The sequence below is a fragment of the Bordetella genomosp. 7 genome, from assembly GCF_002261415.1.
Taxonomy (GTDB): domain Bacteria; phylum Pseudomonadota; class Gammaproteobacteria; order Burkholderiales; family Burkholderiaceae_B; genus Bordetella_A.
The window spans coordinates 1-23,589 of record NZ_NEVI01000007.1; the positions used below are offsets into that span (position 1 = coordinate 1).

Here is a 23,589-nt window from a genome sequence, read left to right on the forward strand (position 1 = left end):
CGATTACATCGAGCGGTTCTACAATCCCCGACGCCAACACTCAACGTTGGGCTACGTCAGCCCCATGCAATTCGAGGCAGCGGCTTGAGAGGTTAAACAAACTGTCCGGAGAAACGGGGCAAGGCCAAACCGCCCAGTTTGCGAAGCGCGTCGAGCAATGGGCCAAACCAGCGAACGAACTGAGCACCTTCTCTTTTCTCGTTACTTTCCACCGTCTTACCCTTGCTTTGGATGAGGCCATCATATCACCGCAGTGCACGTCCGGTCGCTTGCTGTATCCAACCGCCAGTTACAACCCATCGACCCGAAACCCGCATAAAACCAGGGGGAAGCCTCGCGAACGCTCGCGAGCCCGGTAGGAAAAACAGAGAACAGAGAGGCGAGAAGGGGCGAAAACGGGACTGCGAACATACCCACCGCTCGCGAGGCCATGCCCGGAAACCGCGCCAATACTGGCGTTCCAGGCAAAAAAAATCCCAACCGATAAGGGTTGGGATTTGGTAACTTGGTGGAGCCGGGGGGAATTGAACCCCCGTCCGCAAGCCCTCCGCAACCAGTTCTACATGCTTAGTCGGCCTATTTGGATTTAACCCTGGACTTAGCCAACCGACAGGCCGGACCAGGGCGATTCACGTAATTTAAGCCTGTGCCGTGTGACCCCAGCACAAACCGATTCCTTGTAAATGTCGCTGCTGCGGTTCGGGGTTGCCCCCTGGGAAGTTGCCTTCCCCCGCCTGACCCAAGGACAGATCAGTGCAGCGGCTCACCGATTAAGCGGCGAGAGCGAAACGCTCGTCGTTGGCGTTTGTAGTGTTCCAGTGGATTAACGAGCTTACTGGTGCTCGGCATGCCCTGAGTTGTTTCGCGACCCACGTCGAATCCGGATCGGCCCCAAGTAGTTCTATTGTACTCCGATCCGCGTGTCGGGGTGCGGCCCGGTCAGGCGGCGGTGCGAGCCGGGCGCTGCGTCGCACGGCGCGGCCGCACGGCGAGCAGCAGTCCCACGGCCATGGCAGCTACGACCAGGCCGGCCGCCGCCAGGCCCAACTTGGCCAGGCCGAAATGGTCGATCACATACCCGCCCGCCATCGCACCCAGGCCGATGCCGATATTGGCGCCCGAGATGTTCAGCGACGCCGCGAATGCGGGCGCTGCCGGAGCCGACTTCATGACCCGCACGTGGCACACCACGAACAGCCCCGCCTGCGCGACTCCCCATACGCCCAGCGCGACGGCGAGCATTCCAGGCGCCTGCATCACCGACCCTAGCCCCGCCAGTGCGGCCGTCATCATGGCGGCAAACAGTAGCGTGGCGCCCAGCGCGCTGCGGTCGGCCAGCCGGCCGCCCGCCCAGTTGCCCAGCATGCCGATGGCGCCAAAGGCCATCATCGACCATCCCACCCATTGCCCATTGAAGCCGGCCAGGCGTTCGAGCATGTCGGCCAGATAAGTATAGGCCGTGAACATGCCGGTAAACACCAGCAGCGAAAGCAACACGTGTCCCGCGACCCGCGGGTCTCGCAGCACGCGCACCTGGGCTGCCAGCGCAACGGGCTGCGTTACGCGCGACGGGTCGGGAAAGAACGCCCATAGCAGTGCGGCCTTGGCAAATGCCGCCGCCGCCAGCACGCCGAATGCAGTTCGCCATCCGAAGGCATCGGAGATCAGCACGCCCAGGGGGATGCCGAATATCGTGGCCGCGACGATGCCGAATGCCACCATGGAGACCGCGCGCCCACCCCGCGCCGGGCCGCCCAGTTCCATGGCGGTCGCGCTTGCCAGCGACCAGAACACGGGCAGCGCCAGGGCGGGCACGAAGCGCGCCAGGGCCATGACGCCGATATCCGGCGCCAGTGCGGCCAGGGTGTTCGCCAATCCGAACAACGCCAGCACGCCCACGAACAGGCGCTTACGGTTCACGTTGGCCATCAGGGCCGTCAACAGGGGGCCCGTGGCGGCGACGGTGAAGGCAAACAGGGTAACCAGCAGGCCCGCCTGTGATACGGATACGTGCAGATCGCGTGCCAGTGGCGGCAACAGGCCGACGATCAGGAACTCAGTCGTCAGTACGGTAAAGCCGGCTGTGGACAGCAAGAGAATAGGCAATAGCATTGCGACGTGACGCGGCACGCGGCCGCGCACAGAAAAGCGGGTGGTGGGGAAGTGATGAAGACCTGGATGCCGGGATCCGGGCCACGCCGCGGAGAGAGGAGCGGCGGGCCGGCGGCAACGCATTGCGTCAAGGCGCTACTGTACTGATGCCAGTCAGTGAGATAAAGACGGCTGATTCGGCATGAGTGTTCGAACCGGATGAACAATGTGCCCGAGCGCCAGTATCGTGAACCGGCGCTTCGCGCGGTACGCGGCGAGCGTCAGCGCGCCTGGCTGGGCAGCAGCGGTTCGATCGCGCTCCAGAGTTGGTCGGGCGTATCGACGCAGGCCTCGGCGGCCCAGGTCGTGATGTTCTCGTCCTGGCCCAGGTAGCCATACGCGGCCGCCACGGCGGGCATGCCGGCGGCATGGGCGGCCTGGATGTCGCGCAGGTCGTCGCCGACGTAGACGCAACGGTCGGTGGCGTAGCCGGCTTCGCGGGCCGCGTGCAGCAGCGGGGCAGGGTGAGGCTTGGCGTGCTCGGTGGTGTCGCCGCACACCAGTACCGCGCTGTGCCGCGTCAGGCCCAGGAACTCGACGATGGGCAAGGTAAGGTGGGTGACCTTGTTGGTTACGATGCCCCAGGCCAGGCCCCGCGCGCGTATCTGCTCGAGCAATGCCGGTATGCCGGGAAACAATTGGCTGTGTACCGTGGAGCCGGCTGCATAGTCGTGCAGGAACTGCTGGCGGGCGGGCTCGTATTCGGGATGATCGGGCAGCAGGCCCAGCGCCACGCGCAACAGGCCGCGCGCGCCTTGCGACGCCACGGGGCGCAAAGCTTCGTACGGCAGGGGTTCCATGCCGCGCCGCGTGCGCTGGCGGTTCGCCGCGGCAGCCAGGTCGGGGGCGGTGTCGGCCAGTGTGCCGTCGAAATCAAACAGGATGAGGGCGCTCATTTGCGGGTGGCCATCAGGTAGTTTACAGAGGTGTCGTCGGTCAGGCGGTACACCTGGGTGATGGGGTTGTATTCCATGCCGCGCATGCCGACGGGCTGCAGCCCGGCCTGGCGGGCCGAGGCGGCCAGCTCGCTGGGCTTGATGAATTGCTCGTGGCTATGGGTGCCGCGCGGCAGCAGGCGCAACACGTATTCGGCGCCGACAATCGCGTACAGGAACGATTTGGCGTTGCGGTTCAGGGTGGAAAAGAACACCCAGCCGCCCGGCTTGACCAGTTCTGCGCAGGCGCGCACCACCGACCCGGGGTCGGGGACGTGTTCCAGCATTTCCATGCAGGTCACGACGTCGTAGTGGCCGGGCTGTTCGATGGCCAGGTCTTCCACGGGTACGGCACGATATTCAACCTGTACGCCGGATTCCAGGCCGTGCAGGCGCGCGACTTTCAGTGAACGCTCGGCCAGGTCGATGCCGGTAACGCGGGCGCCGGCCACCGCCATGCTTTCTGACAGGATGCCGCCACCGCAGCCGACATCAAGCACGGTTTTGCCGGCGAGGCTGCCCGCGCATTCCTGGATCCAGCCCAGGCGTAGCGGGTTGATGGCGTGCAGGGGCTTGAATTCGCTTTCCGGGTCCCACCATTGGGCGGCAAGGGCGGCGAACTTGTCGAGTTCGGCCTGATCTGCGTTGACGCCGGGGCGGGCGGTGGCGGAGGCTTGGGTCGTCATGGGCATCAGGGCGCGCGGCGCCGGAATGAAAAAAGGGCCTCGCAAAGCGAGGCCCTTCATTGTAGCGGTTAGCGCGTCGATTAACGGCGGCTACCCACGACTTCAATCTCAACGCGGCGGTTCTGGGCACGGCCTTCACGCGTCTTGTTGGAAGCGATGGGCTGCAGTTCGCCCTTGCCTTCCGTGTAGATGCGGTTGGGGTCGATGCCGAGGCTGACCAGGTAGGCCTTGACCGAAGCGGCACGACGCTCGGACAGACCTTGGTTGTACTGTTCGGTACCGATCGAGTCGGTGTGGCCGACGGCGATGATGGTCTCGAGGTTGATGCCCTGGGCTTGCTGAGCGACTTGCTGCAGCAGCTGGCGGCCTTCCGGCTTCAGGGTCGACTTGTCGAAGTCGAAGAACGTGTCGGCATTGAAGACAACCTTGGTGGCCATGGGCGTCGGCTTGGCGGCGGGCGCTTGAGCAACGGGAACGCCGTCGCAGCCGGGGATGCCGGTGGCGGGGGTCCAGAAGGCGTCGCGCCAGCACAGTTCATTCGTGCCGTTCATCCACACGTCGCCGAACGGATTGCGCCAGTTGTCCACGGTTTGCGCGGAAGCTGCACCGGAAGCCGTAATGGCGGCGAAGGCGAGCGCCAGAGCGAATTTGGAGGGTTTGTTCATGTTTCTCCTCGTTGAGCTTGAAGCTGGATAAGTGACTCGCAGCGAACCCCCGCCGCATATCAGGAAAACGGGGCCAGTATAGCAACGCCCAGAAAAGGTTCAAAGGATCGCTACTGGGTCTCCTGCGTGCTGGAAACAATGTTAAGGCATTTGATGACCTTTGGCTTCCTCGGAAAGCCGCATTGGTGCTGGATATGAGCTTTTCTTCCCTGTGTGCCGCAGGGATGTTGGTTTTTGACAACAGGCGTGTTCCGGCCGGTTTGTGCGACCCCGGCGACGGCTTCAAGGCCCCTGAACCGGGGCATCCGGTGATCGGGTGATAGAATTTCCTGTTTGCCCGGCTCGGGTTTCCCTCTTACTTGACTCAGTCGCTCTATATATATGGATTCCTTCGCCAAGGAGACGCTTCCGGTATCGCTGGAAGAAGAGATGCGTCGCAGCTACCTGGATTACGCCATGAGCGTGATCGTCGGACGGGCGCTGCCAGACGTGCGCGACGGCCTCAAGCCGGTGCATCGGCGCGTGCTGTATGCCATGCACGAGCTCAACAACGATTGGAACCGGGCCTATAAGAAGTCCGCCCGTATCGTGGGTGATGTTATCGGTAAGTATCACCCCCACGGCGACCAATCGGTATACGACACCATCGTGCGGATGGCGCAGGATTTTTCCATGCGCTACATGCTGGTCGACGGCCAGGGCAACTTCGGCTCCATCGACGGCGACAGTGCCGCGGCGATGCGGTATACCGAGGTCCGCCTGGCCAAGATCGCCCACGAACTGCTCGCCGACATCGACCAGGAAACCGTCGATTTCGGCCCGAACTACGACGGCAGCGAGCAAGAGCCGCTGCTGTTGCCGTCGCGCCTGCCCAACCTGCTGGTCAACGGCAGCTCGGGCATCGCGGTGGGCATGGCCACCAACATTCCGCCGCACAACCTGGCGGAAGTCGTCGACGGCTGCCTGTATTGCCTGCGCAACCCGGATTGCTCGATCGACGAGCTCATCGAGATCATCCCGGCGCCCGATTTCCCCACCGGGGGCATCATCTACGGCATGGCCGGCGTGCGTGAAGGCTACCGCACCGGCCGAGGCCGCGTAGTCATGCGCGCCAAGACCCACTTCGAAGACATGGAAAGGGGCAACCGGCAGGCCATCGTGGTCGACGCCATTCCCTACCAGGTCAACAAAAAGACGCTCCAGGAGCGCATCGCCGATCTGGTCAACGAGAAAAAGATCGAAGGCATTGCCGATATCCGGGACGAGTCCGACAAGGACGGCATGCGCCTGGTCATCGAGCTCAAGCGCGGCGAAGTGCCCGAGGTCGTTCTCAACAACCTGTACAAGAATACCCAGCTGCAGGACACCTTCGGGATGAACCTGGTGGCGCTGGTCGACGGCCAGCCGCGCCTGCTCAACCTGAAGCAGCTGATCTCGTACTTCCTGCAGCACCGCCGCGAAGTCGTCACGCGCCGTACCGTATTCCAGCTGCGCAAGGCGCGCGAACGCGGCCACGTGCTCGAAGGCCTGGCCGTGGCGCTGGCAAACATCGATGATTTCATCGCCATCATCAAGGCGGCGCCCACGCCGCCGGTGGCGCGCCAGGAACTGATGTCGCGTTCCTGGGATTCGTCGCTGGTGCGCGAAATGCTGTCGCGGTCGGACCTGGACGCCGTGGGCGGCCGGGCGGCTTTCCGCCCCGACGGCCTGCCCGAGAACTTCGGCCTGCAGGGCGATGGCCTGTACCGCCTGAGCGACATCCAGGCGCAGGAAATCCTGAACATGCGCCTGCAACGCCTGACCGGGCTCGAGCAGGACAAGATCGTCGGCGAATACAAAGACGTCATGGCCAATATTGCCGACCTGCTCGACATCCTGGCCAAGCCCGAGCGCATCACCGTCATCATCGGGGACGAACTGCAGGCCATCAAGGCCGAATTCTCGACCGGCACCAAGGATACCCGCCGTTCGGAAATCGAATTCAATGCCACCGAACTCGAAACCGAAGACCTGATCACGCCCACCGATATGGTGGTGACGCTGTCGCATGCCGGCTATATCAAGAGCCAGCCCTTGTCCGAATACCGTGCACAGAAGCGCGGCGGGCGCGGCAAGCAGGCTACGGCCATGAAAGAAGACGACTGGATCGACCAGCTCTTCATTGCCAATACGCACAATTACCTGCTGTGCTTCTCCGACCGGGGCCGGGTCTACTGGCTGAAGGTCTGGGAAGTTCCCCAGGGCACGCGCGGCTCGCGCGGCAGGCCCATCGTCAATATGTTCCCGCTGGCCGATGGCGAGAAGATCACGGTGGTGCTGCCGGTCAAGGAATTCAGCGAAGACAGCTTCGTCTTCATGGCGACCTCGCGCGGCACGGTCAAGAAGACGCCGCTTTCCGATTTTTCGAATCCGCGTAAGGCGGGCATCATTGCCGTTGCGCTGGACGAGGGCGATTACCTCATCGGCGCCGACGTTACCGATGGCAAGCACGACGTCATGCTGTTCTCGGACGCGGGCAAGGCCGTGCGCTTCGACGAGAACGACGTGCGTCCCATGGGCCGCAACGCGCGCGGCGTGCGTGGCATGACGCTCGAAGAGAGCCAGTCGGTAATCGCGCTGCTGGTGGCGCACGACGAATCGCAAAGCGTGCTTACCGCCACGGAAAACGGCTATGGCAAGCGCACGTCCATCGTCGAGTACACGCGTCACGGCCGCGGCACCAAGGGCATGATCGCCATCCAGACCACCTCGCGCAACGGCAAGGTGGTCGGCGCCGTGCTGGTGCGGCCGTCCGACGAAATCATGCTCATCACTACGGGTGGCGTGCTGGTGCGTACCCGCGTCAGTGAAATCCGCGAAATGGGGCGCGCGACCCAAGGCGTGACGCTGATCAGCGTCGATGACGGCAGCAGCCTGTCCGGCGTGCGTCGCGTAGTGGAAAGCGACGCCGACGTCGATGACGAAGACACCGACGCGACGGATGCCGGCGACGGCGAATCCGGCGCCTCGACCGAACCGACCGAACCTACGGAGCAATAATGGCTCGCCCCTGGAATTTCTCGGCAGGCCCGTCGGCCTTGCCCGAGACGGTGTTGCAACAGGTTGCCGCCGAGATGCTGGACTGGAACGGCAGCGGCATGTCCGTGATGGAAATGAGCCATCGGGGCAAGCATTTCGTGCAGATCTGCGACCAGGCCGAGGCCGATCTGCGCGAGCTGCTGAACGTGCCCGCCGACTACGCCATTATGTTCATGCAAGGGGGCGGCCTGGGTGAGAACGCCATCGTGCCCATGAACCTCATCGGGCGGCGGGGCGATCCGGCGGCCGATTTTGTGCTGACCGGCCATTGGTCGACGCGCTCGCACAAAGAAGCCGGCCGCTACGGCGACACACATGTGGCGGCCAGCAGCGGCGTGGCCACGACAATCGACGGATGCGAGCAGGCGCCCTGGACGTGGGTGCCGCCCGTCGACACCTGGCAGGTGCGGCGGCACGCCGCCTATTTGCATTTCTGCAGCAATGAAACCATCCACGGCGTCGAATTCAACGACTGGCCAGACCTGGCTACGCTGGGCGCGCCCGATGTGCCCCTGGTGGTCGATGCGTCGTCGCACTTCCTTTCGCGCCCCATGGACATCACCCGGGCCGGGCTGGTGTTTGCGGGCGCCCAGAAAAATGCAGGCCCGGCCGGCGTCACCGTGGTGATCGCGCGCCGCGATCTCATCGGCAAGGCCTTGCCGATCTGCCCCTCGGCATTCGACTACGCCAACGTGGCGGCCGAGCATTCGCGCTACAACACTCCGCCTGCTTTTGCGATCTATGTCGCGGGGCTGGTGTTCAAGTGGGTCAAGGCGCAGGGCGGGGTGGCCGGCATGGAAGCGGCCAACCGCGCCAAGGCCGACCTGCTGTATGGCTACCTGGACAGCACCGGGTTCTACCGCAATCCCGTGCATGGCCCCGTGCGTTCGCGCATGAACGTGCCGTTCGTGCTGCGCGACGAATCGCTCAATGCCGCCTTCCTGCAGGGCGCCGAGGCCGCCGGGCTGATGCAGCTCAAGGGCCACAAGAGCGTAGGGGGCATGCGCGCCTCGATCTATAACGCCATGCCGCTGGACGGCGTGCGCGCGCTGGTCGCCTACATGCAGGATTTCGAGCGCCGCCATGGCTGATTCCCTGCAAGACCAGCTCAAGCCGCTGCGCGAGCGCATCGATGCCATCGACGCGCAGATTCTCGAACTTTTGGGGCAGCGTGCCCGTGCGGCGCTGGAGGTGGGCGACGTCAAGCATGCGGCCGCGGCGGATGGGCCGGTGCTGCGTCCCGAGCGCGAAGCCCAGATCATCCGCCGGCTGCAGCAGATGAACCCCGGCCCTTTCCCCGACGACGCCGTCGGTGCTGTCTGGACGGAGATCATTTCGGCGTGTCGCGGGCTGGAACGCGGCATGACGGTCGCCTACCTGGGGCCGGCCGGCTCCTTTTCCGAACAGGCCGCCCATGAGCAGTTCGGCCGCGCGGTACGCTCGCTGCCCTGTCCCTCTTTCGACGAGGTGTTCCGGGCGGTAGAGGCGGGGCAGGCCGATGTGGGTATGGTGCCGGTCGAAAATTCCACCGAAGGGGCGGTGAACCGCACGCTCGACCTGTTGCTGAATTCGTCCCTGAAAATACTGGGCGAGCGTTCGCTGGACATTCGCCACTGCCTGATGACCCGCAGCGGCGCCATGGATGGCGTCAAGGCTATTGCCGCGCACCCGCAGGCGCTGGCGCAATGTCAGGCGTGGCTCAACCGCAATTATCCCGCCCTGGAACAGGTGGCCGAGTCCAGCAATTCCGAGGCGGCGCGCGTGGCTGCGTCCGACCCGACGATTGCCGCCATTGCCGGCGAAAGCGCGGCGCCGGCCTGGAACCTGCAGGTTGTGGCCGCGGGGATCCAGGACGACCCGCAGAATCGCACGCGATTCCTGGCCGTGGGCGAATTCCAGCCGCTGCCGTCCGGCAAGGACAAGACCAGCCTGATCCTGGCCGTGCCCAACCGCGCGGGCGCAGTCTACGACATGCTTGCCCCGCTGGCGGCCAATGGCGTTTCGATGACCCGTTTCGAGTCGCGCCCCGCCCGCACCGGACAGTGGGAATACTACTTCTACGTCGACGTGCTGGGGCATCGCGATGACCCCCACGTTGCCCGCGCCCTGGCCGACCTGCAGAGCCAGGTGGCCTTCATCAAGGTGCTGGGCTCGTACCCGGCACAGTAACTTCCTTGCGTGCGCGCATCCCATGACATCCGCTATCAAGCCGTTGATTGCTCCCGCTCACATCAGCGCGATTGCGCCGTATCAGGCGGGCAAACCCATTGAAGAGCTCGCACGCGAGTTCGGCCTGGACCCGGCCGGCATCGTCAAGCTCGCGTCGAACGAGAACCCCCTGGGCATGCCCGAGACCGCGCGCGCCGCGCTGGCAGGCGCGGCCGCCACGCTGGCGCGCTATCCGGACCCCAACGGTTACGACCTGAAGGTGGCGCTGGGGCAGCGCTACGGCGTGCCGATGAACTGGCTCACGCTGGGCAACGGTTCCAACGACATTCTCGAGATCGCCGCGCTGGCGCTGCTCGAGCCGGGCGCGTCCGCGGTATATGCGCAGCATTCGTTCGTGGTGTATCGGCTGGCCACGCAGGCTCGCGGCGCCCGCCATATCCAGGTGCCGGCCGTCGATTACGGGCACGACCTGGACGCCATGTTCGACGCCATTGCGGACGATACCCGCGTCGTGTTCATTGCCAACCCCAACAATCCCACCGGCACCTTTGTCACCGGCGATGATGTGGCGGCGTTCCTGGCCCGCGTGCGCCAGGCGCATGGCGAGCGCGTCATCGTGGTGCTGGACGAAGCCTATAACGAATACCTGGACCCCGACCTGCGCTTCGACAGCGTGGCCCTGGTGCGCCAGTATCCCAACCTGTTGGTGTCGCGCACGTTTTCCAAGGCCTATGGGTTGGCCGGATTGCGCGTGGGCTATGCCGTGGCGCAACCGGGCCTGACCGATCTGCTCAACCGAGTGCGCCAGCCGTTCAATGTGAACACGCTGGCCCAGGCTGCCGCCATTGCGGCGCTGGAAGACGCCGCGTTCCTGGCGCGTTCGTACGAATTGAACAAGGCCGGCAAGCAGCAGCTGTGCCAGGCATTCGACACGTTGTCGCTGCGCTATGTGCCCAGCTTCGGCAACTTCGTGCTGGTGCATGTGGGCGACGCAGCGCGCATCAATCTCGAACTGCTCAAGCGGGGCGTCATCGTGCGGCCGGTCGCGGGCGACGGCCTGCCCGAATGGCTGCGCGTCACGATCGGCCTGCCCGAAGAGAATCAGCGGTTCATCGCGGCGCTTACCGACGTTCTGGCAACATGACGCGCGCGTCGACCGGCACCACGGCCCATGTGGCGGAAAATCCGCTGATTCCGGTCCTGGCGGTGGTTGGCGTGGGCCTGATCGGCGGGTCGGCCGCGCTGGCGCTGCGCCGCGCGGGCCAGGTCGGGCGCGTGCTGGGCGTCGGGCGCAATGCCCAATCGCTGGAGCGCGCCCGGGACCTGGGCATCATCGACGCCGCAGCGACATTGCAGCAGGCGGCCGAACAGGCCGATGTCATTCTGCTGGCCACGCCGGTGGGCGGTCTGGGCGGCCTGCTGGCCCAGATGCGCCCGCACCTGCGTCATGACGCCGTGCTGACCGACGCGGGCAGCACCAAGGCCGAGGTCGTGGCGGCCGCGCGGGCGGCGCTGGGCGAACGGGTCGGCCAGTTCGTGCCGGGGCACCCCGTGGCCGGCGCCGAGCGCAGCGGCCCGGAGGCGGCCGACGCGGCCCTGTACCAACGCCGCACGGTCATCCTGACGCCATTGCCCCAGAACGCGCCCGCCGCCGTGGAGCATGTCCGGGCGCTGTGGCAGGCCTGCGGCGCCCACGTCATCGATATGGACGCCGGTGCGCACGACCGGGTGCTTGCCTCGGTAAGCCATATGCCGCACCTGCTGGCCGCGGCCTACATGGGCCAGGTGGCTGCCGCCGAAGACGCGGCCGGGCGCCTGGCGCTGGCCGGCTCCGGTTTCCGGGACTTCACCCGCATCGCGGCCGGATCGCCCGAGATGTGGCGCGACATTTTCCTGTCGAATCGTGACGCGTTGCGTGTCGAACTGGCGGCAGTAAGAGCGGTGCTCGATGAGTTCGAGCAGGCAATGGCGCGGGGCGATGGCCCCGCCCTCGAGGCGCTGCTGGCGCGCGCCGCCCAGGCTCGCCGCGATTGGCGCAAGGAGTAATGCAGCATGAGCGCAACCCCTTATCTTGATCTGCCCCGCGCGCGACGGGCGCGGGGGCAGGTGGCCTTGCCGGGGTCCAAGAGCATTTCCAACCGTGTATTGCTGCTGGCGGCCCTGGCCGGCGGGCGCACCGAGATTTCCGGCTTGCTGGATTCGGACGATACCCGCGTCATGCTTGCGGCACTGCGCCAGCTGGGCGTGGCGGTGGATGACGCCGGGCCGGGCAGGGTGGTGGTGACCGGCGCGGGGCGTTTTCCGGTGAAGCAGGCCGAACTGTTCCTGGGCAATGCCGGTACCGCTTTCCGGCCCCTGACGGCGGCGCTGGCGCTGATGAACGGGCAATACCGTCTTGGCGGCGTGCCGCGCATGCACGAACGGCCCATTGGCGATCTGGTCGATGCGCTGCGGCAGTGGGGCGCGCAAATCGACTACCTGGCCCACGACGGCTATCCGCCGCTGCAGATCGGCGCCGGCCAGGTTCGCGCCGGCGCGCCCGCGCGCGTACAGGGGGCCGTGTCCAGCCAGTTTCTGACCGCGCTGTTGCTGGCCGCGCCCGTGCTGGCACAAGGTAGCGACACGCCCGTGGTCATCGAAGTCGCTGGCGAACTGATCTCCAAGCCTTACATCGAAATCACGCTGAACCTGATGGCGCGCTATGGTGTGCAGGTACAGCGGGATGGCTGGCGCAGCTTTACCGTGCCGCCCGGCGCCGCGTATCGCAGCCCGGGCGCCATCGCGGTCGAGGGCGATGCGTCGTCGGCGTCGTATTTCCTGGCGCTGGGCGCCATCGGCGGCGGCCCGGTGCGCGTCACGGGCGTGGGCGCCGACAGCATACAGGGCGACGTGGCGTTTGCCCGCACACTGGCCGACATGGGCGCGCAGGTGGAGTTTGGCCCCGACTGGATCCAGGCGCGCGGCGTGCAGGTCGGCCAGGGCCAGCGCCTGAAGGCGTTCGACGCCGATTTCAACCTGATCCCCGATGCCGCCATGACGGCGGCCGCCCTGGCGCTTTATGCCGACGGCCCCTGCCGCCTGCGCAATATCGGCAGTTGGCGCGTCAAGGAAACCGACCGCATACACGCCATGCATACCGAGCTTGCCAAGCTGGGCGCCACGGTAGAATCCGGCCCCGACTGGCTGCGGGTGACGCCGCCGGCCCCCGGCGCCTGGCGCGACGCGCACATCGGCACGTACGACGACCATCGCATGGCGATGTGTTTTTCGCTGGCGGCCTTCGGCCCGGCGGCGGTGCGCATCCTCGACCCGGGCTGCGTAAGCAAGACCTTCCCCGATTATTTCGACGTATACGCCGGCCTGGTGTCCGGCGAGCCCGATCGCCATGACGACTGAACCTTCTGCTCGCGCCAGCGCCGTGCCGGTAATCGCCATCGACGGCCCCACCGCTTCCGGCAAGGGCACCGTCGCCCATCGGGTGGCCCGGGCGCTGGGCTGGTCGGTGCTCGACAGCGGCGCCCTTTATCGCCTGACCGCGCTGGCCGCCATGAACCGCGGGCTGCCGGCCGAAGACGAGCCGGGCGTGGCGCGCGCGGCCCGCGAGCTCGACGTGCGTTTCGAAGGCGCGCAAGTCTATCTCGACGGCGTCGAGGTGGCCGACGCCATCCGGCAGGAGCAGGTCGGCAATTTCGCGTCGCGCGTGGCCGCGTATCCCGCAGTGCGGCTGGCTCTGCTCGAGCGCCAGCGCGCCTTCCGGACGCCTCCCGGGCTGGTGGCCGACGGCCGCGACATGGGCACGGTGGTGTTCCCCGATGCCGCCCTGAAGGTGTTCCTCGTCGCAGATGTCGAGGCCAGGGCCGAAAGGCGCTGTAAGCAGTTGATCGACAAGGGAATTTCTGCTAATCTAGCCGATCTTTTGCGCGACCTGCGCGAACGCGATGCGCGCGATATGCAGCGCAGCGCGGCGCCGCTGGTGCCAGCGGCCGATGCACACGTGCTTGATTCGTCAAGCCTGACCATCGACCAAACGGTGCAGGCGGTACTTGATTTCTGGAAAAATTCAGGCCCTGACGGCGGGTCGTAGTCACCGGGCGGTGTCCCGGGCCATGGCTGCCGGCAGGTTCATTCACTCCACTGTCGCGGGCAATCCGCTTCGGTGTGTTTTTAACGGCCATTCCGGCCCAATGGATTTCAACCCCATGTCTTCCGTTTCCACCCCCGCCACCGGCGGCGAAAGCTTCGCCGACCTCTTCGCAGAAAGCCTCAAGACCCAGGACATGAAGTCCGGCGAAGTCATCAGCGCCGAAGTCGTCCGCGTCGACCACAACTTCGTCGTCGTCAACGCCGGCCTGAAGTCCGAGGCTCTTATTCCCCTGGAAGAGTTCCTGAACGACCAGGGCGAACTCGAAGTGCAACCCGGCGATTTCGTCTCGGTGGCCATCGATTCCCTGGAAAACGGCTACGGCGACACCATCCTGTCGCGCGATCGCGCCAAGCGCCTGTCGGCCTGGCTGCAGCTCGAGCAAGCCCTCGAGAACGGCGAGCTGGTCACCGGCACCATCACCGGCAAGGTCAAGGGCGGCCTCACCGTCATGACCAACGGCATCCGCGCCTTCCTGCCCGGTTCGCTGGTCGACCTGCGTCCCGTCAAGGACACCACCCCCTACGAGGGCAAGACCCTCGAGTTCAAGGTCATCAAGCTCGATCGCAAGCGCAATAACGTCGTGCTGTCGCGCCGCCAGGTGCTGGAAGCCAGCATGGGCGAAGAGCGCCAGAAGCTGCTCGAAACCCTGCACGAAGGCGCAGTGGTCAAGGGCGTGGTCAAGAACATCACCGACTACGGCGCGTTCGTCGACCTGGGCGGCATCGATGGCCTGCTGCACATCACCGATATGGCCTGGCGTCGTGTCCGTCATCCTTCCGAAGTGCTGCAAGTCGGCCAGGAAGTCGAAGCCAAGGTCCTCAAGTTCGACCAGGAAAAGAGCCGCGTCTCGCTGGGCGTCAAGCAGCTGGGCGAAGATCCGTGGGTCGGCCTGGCCCGCCGCTATCCGCAAGGCACCCGCCTGTTCGGCAAGGTGACCAACCTGACCGACTACGGCGCGTTCGTCGAAGTGGAAGCCGGCATCGAAGGCCTGGTGCACGTCTCCGAAATGGACTGGACCAACAAGAACGTCGACCCGCGCAAGGTGGTTACCCTGGGCGAAGAAGTCGAAGTCATGGTCCTGGAAATCGACGAAGACCGTCGTCGCATCTCGCTGGGCATGAAGCAGTGCCGCCAGAACCCGTGGGAAGAATTCGCCACCAACTTCAAGCGTGGCGACAAGGTCCGCGGCGCCATCAAGTCGATCACCGACTTCGGCGTGTTTGTCGGTCTGCCCGGCGGCATCGACGGCCTGGTGCACCTGTCCGACCTGTCCTGGACCGAATCGGGCGAAGAAGCCGTGCGCAACTTCAAGAAGGGCGACGAAATCGAGGCCGTGGTACTGGGCATCGATACCGACAAGGAACGCATCTCGCTGGGCATCAAGCAGCTTGAAGGCGATCCTTTCAACAACTTCGTTGCCACCTACGACAAGGGCGCCGTGGTGCCTGGCGTGGTCAAGTCGGTCGAGCCCAAGGGCGCGGTCGTGACCCTGTCGGTCGACGTCGAAGGCTATCTGCGTGCTTCCGAGATCTCGTCGGGCCGCGTGGAAGACGCCACCACCGTGCTGAAGGCCGGCGACAACATCGAAGCCATGATCGTCAACATCGATCGCAAGACGCGTTCGATCCAGCTGTCGATCAAGGCTCGCGATAACGCCGAAACCGCCGACACGATCCAGCGCATGTCCGAAGCCAGCGCCTCCTCGGGTACCACCAACCTGGGCGCGCTGCTCAAGGCCAAGCTGGACCAACAGCGCAACGACGGCTGATAGTGACCAAGTCGGAGCTGATCGCCGCATTGGCGGCCCGCTATCCCCAGCTGGCCGCCCGCGACACCGATTACGCGGTCAAGACCATGCTCGATGCAATGACCCAGGCCCTGGCCTCGGGCCAGCGCATCGAGATCCGTGGGTTTGGCAGCTTTTCGTTGTCGCAGCGCTCACCCCGCATCGGGCGCAACCCCAAGTCGGGCGAGCAGGTGCTGGTGCCTGGCAAACAGGTGCCGCATTTCAAGGCCGGCAAAGAACTGCGCGAGCGGGTCGACCTGGCCGGTGACGCGGCGGCATCACCGCCGCCCGCTGGCGACGCCTCGGACGAATCCCAGCCCACGCTGCTTGGCGCTCACGCCATGTAGCTGCGCAGGTTCGCCGGGCACGGCCCGCATGCAAAGCCCCTTGATTCGTCAAGGGGCTTTGTTTTGGCCGCCACACCCCGATACGCCGCAGGCAGGCCCGGGATCGCGCGGCATCGCAGGCGATATTTGCTGTTTAGCCTTGCCGGCTTACGCTTACAATTGATGTCTCGCGTTCTTGGAGCATGCGCCATGCGCTACTTTGTCTGGGCCCTGCGATTGCTCGTCTTCGTCGCCGTGCTGATGTTCGCGCTGAAGAACACCGACCCGGTTGCGGTCAAGTTCTATGCCGACTACGTCATACAAGACGTGCCGCTGATCGTGGTCATGCTGGCCACATTTGTGCTGGGCACGTTGTTCGGACTGCTGCTTACCGTTCCTGCCGCCATGCGCCGCCGCCGCGAAGCCATGCGCCTGCGCCGCGAGCTGGAACGCCTGCAGGCCGCCGCCGACGGCAAGCAGCCCGTCGTGGCGCCCGAAGCCATCGCGCCCATGTCGCCGCTGTAATCGGCGGTTCTTTTTACTTTCTTACGACCGGAACAGAGCTCGCAGCGTGGATTTCGAACCTTGGTGGCTGATTTTCGTACCCGTGCTGTTTGCACTGGGCTGGCTGGCGGCACGATTTGATTTCCGGCAGATGCTGCGTGAAACGCGCACGCTGCCCGATTCATACTTCCGTGGCCTGAACTTCCTGCTCAATGAAGAGCCCGACCGCGCCATCGACGCCTTCGTCGAAGTCGCCAAGCTCGACCCCGAAACCACCGAACTGCACTTTGCCCTGGGCAGCCTGTTTCGCCGCAGGGGCGAAATGGAGCGGGCCATCCGCGTGCATCAAAGCCTGCTCAGTCGCTCCGACCTGCCCGAGGCCGAGCGCGAGCACGCACAGCACGAACTGGCCCATGACTTTCTCAAGGCCGGCATGCTCGACCGCGCCGAAGCGGCCTTCGAACAGCTGAAAGACACGCGTTACGCCCTGCCGGCGCTGCGCTCGCTGATCCGCATCTATGAGTCCGAGCATGACTGGGCGCGCGCCATCGAGGCAGTCAAGACCCTGCATGGCCTGGTCGACGAACCGGTGCCGCAGATCGTTCATTATTACTGCGAGCAGGCCCAGGCCGCGTTGTCGGCCAAGCCATTCGATGCCGATGCGGCGCACACCGCGCTGGACGCCGCAGATCATGCCGCCCGGCAGGTCGGCCAGGGCGAGGTCGGCAGCAAGCCCAGCAAGGTGCGCACCGGCCTGCTGCGGGCGCGGCTGGCACAGCTCGAGCAAGACCCCAAGCGCGAACGCATGTACCTGGAGTCGATCCTGGCGGATGCGCCCGAGTACGCCGGGTTGGTCGCCGAGCAATTGCTCGCGAATTACCGCGCTGCCGACCAGGCCGCCGCCGGCCTGGAAGTGCTGCAGAAACAATACGCGCAACACCCTTCGCTGGACCTGTTCAATGTGGTGTTCCGCGAACTGCGCGTCCAGCAGGGCGCTGCGCCCGCGTGGGCCTTCGCTCGCGGCGCTTTGCGGCATCACCCTTCGCTGCTGGGGCTCGACCGCCTGCTCGAGGCCGAGCTGGGCAGCGCCAAATCTGGCGAGCAGGAGCATGGGCCGGTGCGCGGCGCCGACCTCAGCCTGCTGCGCAGCCTGATCCATAAACATACGCAGCGCCTGGACCGCTACGCCTGCCGCAATTGCGGCTTCCAGGCGCGGCGTTATTATTGGCAATGCCCGGGTTGCAATGCCTGGGAGACCTACGCGCCGCGCCGTCTGGAAGAACTTGAATGAAGCCATTTCCCGCCGAGGCCATTGCGGGCAGCCGCGTTCTGGTCGTGGGCGACGTCATGCTCGACCGTTATTGGTTCGGCGAAGTCGACCGTATCTCGCCCGAAGCGCCGGTGCCCGTGGTGCGCGTGGCGCGCCGTGAAGACCGCCTGGGGGGCGCGGCCAACGTCGCGCGCAACGTGGCGGCCCTGGGCGGCCAGGCCACGCTCATCGGCATTGTGGGCGCGGACGAGGCCGGCGCCAGCATAAGCCGGATGGCCACCCAGGAAGGCGTAGACGCCGACCTGGTTGCCGATGCCGAGCATCCCACCACGCTCAAGATGCGCGTGCTGGGCCGCCAGCAGCAATTGCTGCGTGTCGATTTCGAAGAGCAGCCCCGCACAGCCACGCTGGATGATCTCCAGGCCCGCTTCGAGCGGCACCTGGCCGGCCACGATGTGCTGGTGCTGTCCGACTACGCCAAGGGGGCGCTCGAACGCGTCGAATCGCTTATCGCCCAGGCACGCGCGGCAGGCATGCCCGTGCTGGTCGACCCCAAGGGCGATGATTACTCGCGTTACCGGGGCGCCACGCTGGTTACGCCCAACCGCGCCGAAATGCAGCAGGCGGTGGGGCGCTGGAGTTCCGAATCCCAACTGACCGAGCGCGCCCAGCAGCTGCGCGCCGATCTCGATATCGAAGCCCTGCTGATCACACGGTCCGAGCAGGGCATGACGCTATTTACCGCGGACGGGCGCGAGCACGTCGATGCGCAGGCGCACGAAGTGTTCGATGTGTCGGGCGCGGGCGATACCGTGCTGGCCACCCTGGCCGCCATGCGCGCCATCGGCCTGCCCTGGGTCGACGCCATGGCGTGGGCCAACCGGGCCGGCGGCATCGTCGTCGGCAAACTGGGCACGTCGGTCGTGACCGCCGCAGAACTTGCAGGAGAACCCACATGATCGTCGTCACGGGCGCCGCCGGCTTCATCGGCAGCAACCTGGTGCGCGGGCTGAACCGCCGCGGCATCCAGGACATCATCGCGGTTGACGACCTGACCGAGGGCGACAAGTTCCTCAATCTGGTCGACTGTCGAATCGCCGATTACCTGGACAAAGATGACTTCCGCAGCCGTGTGCAGGCAGGGTCGCTGCCGCCGGTGCGCGCCGTGCTGCACCAGGGCGCATGCTCGGACACCACCGAGCGCAACGGCCGCTACATGCTCGACAACAACTACCGGGTCACGCTGGAATTGTTCGAGTATTGCCAGGCCCAACGCATTCCGTTTCTGTATGCGTCGTCTGCAGCCGTCTACGGCGGGTCGTCCGTCTATGTCGAAGACCCGGCCAACGAGCACCCGTTGAATGTCTATGGATATTCGAAGCTGCTGTTCGACCAGGTGCTGCGCACTCGCATGCACGCGCTGACGGCCCAGGTGGTGGGGTTGCGCTACTTCAACGTATACGGGCCCCACGAACAGCACAAGGGCCGCATGGCATCGGTGGCGTTCCACAACATGAACCAGTTCCTGTCCGAAGGCCACGTGCGCCTGTTTGCCGGCTGGGACGGTTATGCCGACGGCGGGCAAAGCCGCGATTTCATTTCGGTCGACGACGTGGTCGCCGTCAATCTGCATTTCCTCGACAATCCCCAGGTGTCGGGTATTTTCAATTGCGGCACGGGCCGTGCGCAGCCGTTCAACGATGTGGCCGCCACTGTCGTCAATACCTTGCGGCAAGAGCGCGGCGAAGCGGCCCTGCCGCTGGACAAGCTGGTCGAACAAGGGCTGCTGCGCTATATCCCTTTCCCCGACGACCTGAAAGGCCGCTACCAGAGTTATACGCAGGCCGACGTGGCGCAGCTGCGGGCCGCCGGCTTCACGGCCCCGATGCGCGATGTACAGACGGGCGTGGCGGAATACGTACGCTACTGGCGCGCGCGCAAAGCCTGACGCGCGGGCGTGGCCCCGTGGCGTAGTTCCACGGTGGACTTTCCCATTCAGTGCGTCGCCGCCCCAAGAGGCGCCCGGCGCATCATGGCGGGCCAGGCAGGTCTGCGGACCTGCCGCCCTTGAACGGAGCCCAGCCATGAATCCTTTTTTGCATGATCCCGTCGCCGTGCCCAGGCCTGCGGCGCCGCGCCCGTCGATACGCCTGGCGCCCCGATGGCCGCTGGTAGGCCCGCGCCAGCCGGGTCGGGCGGGCCACGCGCCCGCGCCGCGCCCTCTGGCACGTGCAGTAGGACGCTGCGCAGTGGCGGGCAGCTTGTCTTTTGCCGCCATGCCGGCCCAGTCGCTGGACGTGAACGCCGCGTCTGCGCATGAGCTCGAGGCCCTGCATGGAGTCGGGCCGCGCACCGCGCAAGTCATCATTCAAGAGCGCGAGCGCGCCGGCCCCTTCGAATCGCTGCAAGACTTGTCCGATCGCGTAAGAGGCATAGGCCGCAAGCGCCTGGAAAGCCTGCGCGCCGCCGGACTGACGGCCGGGGCGGGCGTGCCGGTGTTGACGCCCGGCAGCGTCGCGACGCCGGAATTCGCGCCGGCGCTGCCCGCGCGTTCAGGTCCGTGACAGCCAGCGCCCGGTATCCCTGGCGCAAGCGCGGCTTTGGCGTTGCCGCGTCGCGGCAGCGGTTATTATCGATCGCATGGCTACCTCTACTTATCCCACTATCGAACAAACCGTCGGCAATACGCCGCTGGTGCGCCTGCAACGCATTCCGGGCGCGGCGGGCGACCCGCGCGGCAATGTCATTCTGGCCAAGCTCGAAGGCAACAATCCCGCCGGCTCCGTAAAAGACCGGCCCGCGCTGTCGATGATTCTGCGCGCCGAAGAGCGTGGCGAGATCAAGCCGGGCGACACCCTGATCGAGGCAACCAGCGGCAACACCGGCATCGCACTGGCCATGACGGCCGCCATGCGCGGCTACCGCATGGTATTGATCATGCCCGACAACCTCTCGGTTGAGCGCCGGGCCGCGATGGCGGCCTATGGCGCGCAACTGATTCTTACCCCGGCCAGCAAGGGCGGCATGGAATATGCGCGCGACCTGGCAACGGCCATGCAGGCCGAAGGCAAGGGCAAGGTGCTGGATCAGTTCGCCAACCCCGACAACCCGCGCGCCCACATCGAAGGCACCGGGCCGGAAATCTGGCAGCAAACCGAAGGCCGCGTGACCCATTTTGTAAGCGCCATGGGCACGACGGGCACCATCATGGGTGTGTCTACGTACCTGAAATCGCGCAATGCGCAAGTGCAGGTGGTTGGCGCGCAGCCGGCCGAGGGTTCGCAGATTCCGGGTATCCGCAAATGGCCCGAGGCATACCTGCCCAAGATTTTCGATCGCAGCCTGGTTGATGCGTACGAGTCCATCGGCCAGCAAGAGGCAGAGGTCATGGCAAGGCGGCTGGCCGCCGAAGAAGGCATTTTCGGCGGCATTTCGTCGGCCGGGGCGTTGGTGGCCGCGTTGCGTGTCGCCGAACGTGTGGAAAATTCCACGATTGTCTTCATCGTTTGCGACCGCGGCGACCGGTATTTGTCGACTGGCGTGTTCGACGACGCCCAGCCGGCCTGAGCAGCGGGGCGTCTACCTGGCCGCGGGCGCTATTGGTTCATGCGTGCCTGCACTGCGGCGGCCAGGTCGGCCACCGCAGTGGCGTAGAAATAGCTGCGGTTGTATTGGGTCAGGGCAAAAAAGTTGGGTGTGGCGGTGCGGTACTGCACCGTGCCCCGCGCTTCTTCTTGCAGGTCTACCACGCCCAGGGGGCGGTCGATCCACCCGGCGCCGTCCGTGCCTGGCGCAAGCCGGGCGCCGGCGGCCTGCAGGCTGGCCCAGGTGTGCGTGGGCTGCAGGCCGCCCGAGGCCAGCGCCGAAGGGTCGGGCGGCAGGACAACCGGCGCAAACACCGGCAGGCCGCGAAGCCAGCCGTGCTCGACCAGGAAATTGCCCACAGACATGACGGAGTCGGCCACGCTGTTGGTCAGGTCGATATGGCCGTCGTGGTCGCCGTCCACGGCATAGCGCATGATGCTGCCGGGCATGAACTGCGGCATGCCGATGGCCCCGGCATATGATCCTGACGCCTCCAGGGGCAGTTTGCCGTGCAACGCCAGGGTGATGAAGTCGGCGAGCTGGCCGCGGAACATTTCGACGCGCTCGGGCCGGCTGGGATCGGGGTAGTCGAAGGCCAGCGTGGCCAGCGCGTCGAGTACGCGGAAGTTGCCCATATTGCGTCCGTATAGCGTCTCGACGCCGATGATGGACACAATGATAGAGGCCGGCACGCCGTAGCGCTGCGCGGCCTGGTCCAGCAGGGCCTGGTTTTCTTGCCAGAACTGCACGCCCCAGTTGATGCGCTTGGGCTCGACAAAACGCGCGCGGTAAGTCAGCCAGCTACGCCACACTTTGCGCCCCGGCGGCGACGGGGCGATCAGCCGCGCAACGGTAGCGTTATAGCGGGCGTCGGCCAGGGTGGCGCGGACGATATCCGGCGACAGGCCGCGCTCTGCCGCAATCTGGTCAGCGTAGGCGCGCGCGGCGGGTCGCAATTCGCCCGAGGGCAGGGTGGCCGCCGGGGGCTCCGGCTGCGGTTTGGCCGGGCCAATGCGGATGGGGGTGGTGTCAGAGGGGGAGGGGCTTGGAGTCGGGGCGTGCGCGGAGCCGGTCGTGGGAGAGCTGGCGCAGCCGGCCAGGATCAGGGAAAGCGTGCCGATTTGCAGGAATCGCCGACAGATGAACATAATCTTCCTTATGGAGACTATCTATCTTACCCACCCGTCGTGCAAGCTGCATGAAATGGGTAGCTGGCACCCGGAAAGCCCACAGAGGCTGGACGCCATCGCCGATCAGCTGCTGGCCAGCGGCCTGATGCCTTTCCTGGCCGAGCAAGAGGCCCCTGCCGCGCCGCGCGACGCGCTGCTGCGGGTGCATGCGGCCGACTATCTGGACAGCCTGCGCGCCCGGTCGCCGGCCGAGGGGTACTGCAGCATCGACCCTGACACCCTGATGAACGCCCATACCTATGAAGCCGCATTGCATGCCGCCGGCGCGGGCCTGGCCGCCGTCGATGCGGTAATGGGCCGCAGGGCCGAGACAGCGTTCTGCGCCGTGCGCCCGCCCGGGCACCATGCGCGCCGTGAGCAAGCCATGGGCTTTTGCTTTTTGAACAACGTGGCGATTGCGGCCCAGCATGCGATGCACGTGCACGGGGTGCGGCGCCTGGCCATCATCGATTTCGATGTTCACCACGGCAATGGCACCGAAGAAGCGTTTTCCGGCGATGACAGGGTGCTGATGTGCAGCTTTTTCCAGCATCCGTTCTTTCCGAACAGCGGCGCCGATCATCCCGGCGCCAATATGGTGAACGTGCCGGTGCCGGCTTATACCGATGGCAGCGCGGTGCGCGCCCTGGTGCGCGACCAGTGGTTGCCCCGCCTGGAAGCGCACGCGCCCGAGCTGGTACTGATTTCCGCCGGGTTCGATGCCCATCGGGAAGACGACATGGGCCAGATGGGGCTGGTCGAAGCCGATTACGCCTGGATCACGGATTGCGTGGCGGACGTCGCCGCGCGTCATGCGCAGGGTCGTATCGTCAGCATGCTGGAAGGCGGTTACAACTTGTCTGCCCTGGGACGCAGTGTGGTCGCGCATATACGCGCGTTGGCAAAGTTGTAGAATCAACGAATTGTGCAATGCGGGGTCGGTCTGGACCGGCCTTTTTTCGATATATCAGGAGGCTGCTGGATGAAGGTGCTGGTACCAGTCAAGCGCGTCGTTGATTACAACGTCAAGGTGCGCGTCAAATCGGATCAAACGGGCGTGGATATCGCGAACGTGAAGATGTCCATGAACCCGTTCGACGAGATCGCCGTCGAAGAGGCCA

22 protein-coding genes, 1 other RNA gene and 1 pseudogene are annotated in these 23,589 nt (G+C 65.5%); 18 read left to right on the top strand and 6 right to left on the bottom strand.

Annotated elements, in window-relative coordinates:
• Positions 1–88, top strand: an 88-nt coding sequence (locus CAL18_RS19955; protein WP_349290269.1) for an IS3 family transposase, incomplete at its 5' end; no start/stop codon positions are given.
• 418 nt (positions 89–506) lie between these two features.
• On the opposite strand, the gene ssrA is transcribed toward CAL18_RS19955, so the two are convergent.
• From ssrA to ompA, 5 genes are all read right to left on the bottom strand, one after another.
• Positions 507–893: a transfer-messenger RNA gene (ssrA, locus tag CAL18_RS05245) on the bottom strand.
• A gap of 46 nt (positions 894–939) precedes the next feature.
• Positions 940–2,112, bottom strand: a complete 1,173-nt coding sequence (locus tag CAL18_RS05250) for an MFS transporter (RefSeq protein ID WP_094817468.1) — start codon at positions 2,110–2,112, stop codon at positions 940–942.
• 260 nt (positions 2,113–2,372) lie between these two features.
• Positions 2,373–3,047, bottom strand: coding sequence for an HAD-IA family hydrolase (locus CAL18_RS05255; RefSeq protein ID WP_094817469.1), 675 nt, complete (start codon positions 3,045–3,047; stop codon positions 2,373–2,375).
• The gene (gene ubiG, locus CAL18_RS05260; protein WP_026640512.1) at positions 3,044–3,772 is read right to left on the bottom strand and encodes a bifunctional 2-polyprenyl-6-hydroxyphenol methylase/3-demethylubiquinol 3-O-methyltransferase UbiG; all 729 of its coding nucleotides are present in this window, start codon (positions 3,770–3,772) and stop codon (positions 3,044–3,046) included. The genes CAL18_RS05255 and ubiG overlap by 4 nt, the downstream gene beginning before the upstream one ends.
• Positions 3,773–3,852: 80 nt before the next feature.
• Positions 3,853–4,437, bottom strand: coding sequence for an outer membrane protein OmpA (gene ompA, locus CAL18_RS05265; RefSeq protein WP_026640513.1), 585 nt, complete (start codon positions 4,435–4,437; stop codon positions 3,853–3,855).
• Between the two features lie 381 nt (positions 4,438–4,818).
• Between ompA and gyrA the strand changes: the two genes are divergently transcribed.
• The 15 genes from gyrA (at position 4,819) to cysM (ending at position 21,281) form a co-directional block, all read left to right on the top strand.
• Entirely contained in the window at positions 4,819–7,476 is a 2,658-nt protein-coding gene (gene gyrA / locus CAL18_RS05270; RefSeq protein WP_026640514.1) for a DNA gyrase subunit A, read from the top strand.
• Complete coding sequence (gene serC, locus CAL18_RS05275) at positions 7,476–8,606, top strand: 3-phosphoserine/phosphohydroxythreonine transaminase (RefSeq protein ID WP_170940290.1); 1,131 nt, start codon at positions 7,476–7,478, stop codon at positions 8,604–8,606. The genes gyrA and serC overlap by 1 nt, the downstream gene beginning before the upstream one ends.
• Positions 8,599–9,684 (top strand): prephenate dehydratase, encoded by a 1,086-nt coding sequence (pheA, locus tag CAL18_RS05280; RefSeq protein ID WP_026640516.1) that lies wholly within the window; start codon positions 8,599–8,601, stop codon positions 9,682–9,684. Before serC ends, pheA begins: the two co-directional genes overlap by 8 nt.
• Before the next feature lie 22 nt (positions 9,685–9,706).
• Positions 9,707–10,828, top strand: a complete 1,122-nt coding sequence (gene hisC / locus CAL18_RS05285; RefSeq protein ID WP_026640517.1) for a histidinol-phosphate transaminase — start codon at positions 9,707–9,709, stop codon at positions 10,826–10,828.
• Positions 10,825–11,730, top strand: coding sequence for a prephenate dehydrogenase (locus CAL18_RS05290; protein ID WP_094817471.1), 906 nt, complete (start codon positions 10,825–10,827; stop codon positions 11,728–11,730). The genes hisC and CAL18_RS05290 overlap by 4 nt, the downstream gene beginning before the upstream one ends.
• 6 nt (positions 11,731–11,736) lie before the next feature.
• On the top strand, positions 11,737–13,080 hold the full coding sequence (aroA, locus tag CAL18_RS05295; RefSeq protein WP_094817472.1) for a 3-phosphoshikimate 1-carboxyvinyltransferase: 1,344 nt from the start codon (positions 11,737–11,739) through the stop codon (positions 13,078–13,080).
• Positions 13,070–13,768: a (d)CMP kinase gene (gene cmk, locus CAL18_RS05300; protein WP_094796227.1), complete on the top strand. Its 699-nt coding sequence runs from the start codon at positions 13,070–13,072 to the stop codon at positions 13,766–13,768. Before aroA ends, cmk begins: the two co-directional genes overlap by 11 nt.
• 115 nt (positions 13,769–13,883) lie before the next feature.
• Positions 13,884–15,596, top strand: coding sequence for a 30S ribosomal protein S1 (gene rpsA, locus CAL18_RS05305; RefSeq protein ID WP_026640521.1), 1,713 nt, complete (start codon positions 13,884–13,886; stop codon positions 15,594–15,596).
• 2 nt (positions 15,597–15,598) lie between these two features.
• Positions 15,599–15,961: an integration host factor subunit beta gene (locus tag CAL18_RS05310; RefSeq protein ID WP_026640522.1), complete on the top strand. Its 363-nt coding sequence runs from the start codon at positions 15,599–15,601 to the stop codon at positions 15,959–15,961.
• A 189-nt stretch (positions 15,962–16,150) separates the two neighbouring features.
• Positions 16,151–16,465: a lipopolysaccharide assembly protein LapA domain-containing protein gene (locus CAL18_RS05315; RefSeq protein WP_026640523.1), complete on the top strand. Its 315-nt coding sequence runs from the start codon at positions 16,151–16,153 to the stop codon at positions 16,463–16,465.
• A 46-nt stretch (positions 16,466–16,511) separates the two neighbouring features.
• Positions 16,512–17,735: a lipopolysaccharide assembly protein LapB gene (gene lapB, locus CAL18_RS05320; protein ID WP_026640524.1), complete on the top strand. Its 1,224-nt coding sequence runs from the start codon at positions 16,512–16,514 to the stop codon at positions 17,733–17,735.
• The gene (gene rfaE1, locus CAL18_RS05325; protein WP_094817473.1) at positions 17,732–18,673 is read left to right on the top strand and encodes a D-glycero-beta-D-manno-heptose-7-phosphate kinase; all 942 of its coding nucleotides are present in this window, start codon (positions 17,732–17,734) and stop codon (positions 18,671–18,673) included. Before lapB ends, rfaE1 begins: the two co-directional genes overlap by 4 nt.
• Positions 18,670–19,662, top strand: coding sequence for an ADP-glyceromanno-heptose 6-epimerase (gene rfaD, locus CAL18_RS05330; protein WP_026640525.1), 993 nt, complete (start codon positions 18,670–18,672; stop codon positions 19,660–19,662). Before rfaE1 ends, rfaD begins: the two co-directional genes overlap by 4 nt.
• A 136-nt stretch (positions 19,663–19,798) precedes the next feature.
• Positions 19,799–20,278: a ComEA family DNA-binding protein gene (locus CAL18_RS05335; RefSeq protein ID WP_094817474.1), complete on the top strand. Its 480-nt coding sequence runs from the start codon at positions 19,799–19,801 to the stop codon at positions 20,276–20,278.
• Between the two features lie 76 nt (positions 20,279–20,354).
• The gene (gene cysM, locus CAL18_RS05340; RefSeq protein ID WP_026640526.1) at positions 20,355–21,281 is read left to right on the top strand and encodes a cysteine synthase CysM; all 927 of its coding nucleotides are present in this window, start codon (positions 20,355–20,357) and stop codon (positions 21,279–21,281) included.
• Positions 21,282–21,310: 29 nt separating this feature from the next.
• On the opposite strand, the gene mltB is transcribed toward cysM, so the two are convergent.
• Positions 21,311–22,447, bottom strand: coding sequence for a lytic murein transglycosylase B (gene mltB / locus CAL18_RS05345; RefSeq protein WP_094817475.1), 1,137 nt, complete (start codon positions 22,445–22,447; stop codon positions 21,311–21,313).
• Between the two features lie 10 nt (positions 22,448–22,457).
• On the opposite strand from mltB, the gene CAL18_RS05350 reads away from it, so the two are divergent.
• A complete protein-coding gene (locus CAL18_RS05350) occupies positions 22,458–23,381 on the top strand; it encodes a histone deacetylase family protein (protein WP_094817476.1) in 924 nt (307 codons plus the stop codon).
• Between the two features lie 69 nt (positions 23,382–23,450).
• Positions 23,451–23,589 (top strand): annotated as a pseudogene (locus tag CAL18_RS05355) (electron transfer flavoprotein subunit beta/FixA family protein); the annotation flags it as partial.